This is a genomic window from Streptomyces sp. NPDC002889 (assembly GCF_042888425.1).
GTDB lineage: Bacteria > Actinomycetota > Actinomycetes > Streptomycetales > Streptomycetaceae > Streptomyces.
The window spans coordinates 1-1,417 of sequence record NZ_JBIAPT010000086.1 but is presented as its reverse complement, the minus strand read 5'-3'; the positions used below and the strand labels follow the sequence as shown (position 1 = coordinate 1,417).

Annotated in this window: 2 protein-coding genes; both read right to left on the bottom strand. The window is 63.8% G+C overall.

The features are described from left to right. The coding region (locus ACFYWI_RS38490; protein WP_389240850.1) for a transposase family protein at nucleotides 1-211 on the bottom strand (211 nt) is incomplete at its 3' end. A 142-nt stretch (nucleotides 212-353) separates the two neighbouring features. After that, complete coding sequence (locus ACFYWI_RS38485) at nucleotides 354-1,235, bottom strand: hypothetical protein (protein WP_389240848.1); 882 nt, start codon at nucleotides 1,233-1,235, stop codon at nucleotides 354-356. Nucleotides 1,236-1,417: the final 182 nt, after the last annotated feature.

Genomic DNA, 1,417 nt, shown 5'->3' with positions numbered 1-1,417 from the left:
GGTAGGCCGTCGTGGTGCCGATGCCGAACCCGGCCGCGAGCTGGGCATACGTGTGTCCCACTCGCAGGTGGGCGAGGGTGAGCAGGGCCTGGCGGCCGGCGCTCAGGCGCCGCCACCGGGAGCCGATCGCACGGCGGTGCCGCCGCAACTGCTGGGTGAGGAAGCGGAGGGCGGAGCTGGACACGTCGACGCCCGACGGGTAGACAAGCACATGAAGCCTCTGGTGGAGACGGTTCTCTTGGTCGAAAACCCATCTACCAGGGGCTTCCCCACGTTGTCAGCCTAACTGCCGTACTCCAGCAGCAGGTTGGAAAAGCTCACTGTCTGCTGCTCAGCCGCAGTCGAACTGCTGCTCATTCGAAGGTGATGTCCCAGTGCGGCTTGTCCCTCGACGCACGCTCGTCCGCGTACTCGACGCTCCTGCCGTCGAGATTGCCCCTGTACACCCTGACGTTGTCGCCACGCGTTCGGTCATACCTGGAGTTCGCGCGGATCCAGTCGCTGAGGCACTTCTCCGGACTGAAGTCGAGCTTGTAGCCGTTCCGGTGGGTGCGCGTGCCCTGCTCGGAGTGGCCCCTCTCGGTGCCGCCGGTGACCGTGAGCTTGCAGTCCTCCGGAAGGCTTTCCTTCAGGAGGACGGCGCCGTTCACCGAGGCCACCCGGATCTTCTCGTAGCTCGTGCAATCCTCGTTGTTGCGATCCGTGCAATTCCCGGCGGACTTCCATTTGATGCCGGCCGCCTTCAGTATCGCGAAGGCGACCGCGTGACGGACCTTGTCATTCGGTTCCTCGACGCGAACTTCCGCGGAGATGTCCTTCTCGCTGTCGGCAAGGGAGAACGCCTCGGCTCTCAGCATCACCTCCGCGGCTCCTCCGGTGTCATTCCGCCACAGCTTCACCCATTCATCGCCGACGTACTCGGCTTCGGCGATGAGGCGTCCCTGGCCGCCCACCTCGAAGACCCCGAAATCGGCGATGTCGACCTCTCCTGTCAGCTTGACGTAGAGGTGCATACCAGGCTGGAGCCTGAACTTGACAAGGCATTCGTGGTCGTAGAGGGCGCCGCCTACGGAAGGGCTCGCAGTCGCACTCACAGGCGGACACCGCGTGCTGGTTTCGTAGGCCGACGCCACCGCGGACCGTGCGCTCGCCGGGGAAGGCGCCGACACCGGATTGAAGGCCGCGAGGGCCAGCAGTCCTGAGACAGTCACCGCGGATATGGTCCATTTTCTCATGGCACCTCATCAGTGGCTATGTTCTGCCTCCCAGCATGACCCCTTCGCCATTCAGGGCGCATCCGGAGCAGTCGAGCGATGCATCAACCGGCTCAAGCAGTGAGCTTTTCCAACCTGCTGCTGGAGTACGACAGTTGGGCTGACAACGTGGGGAAGCCCCTGGTAGATGGGTTTTCGACCAA

Bases quoted from the DNA above. Each gene is read 5' to 3' on its own strand.
- ACFYWI_RS38485 (WP_389240848.1), bottom strand. From the start codon at position 1,235: ATGAGAAAATGGACCATATCCGCGGTGACTGTCTCAGGACTGCTGGCC.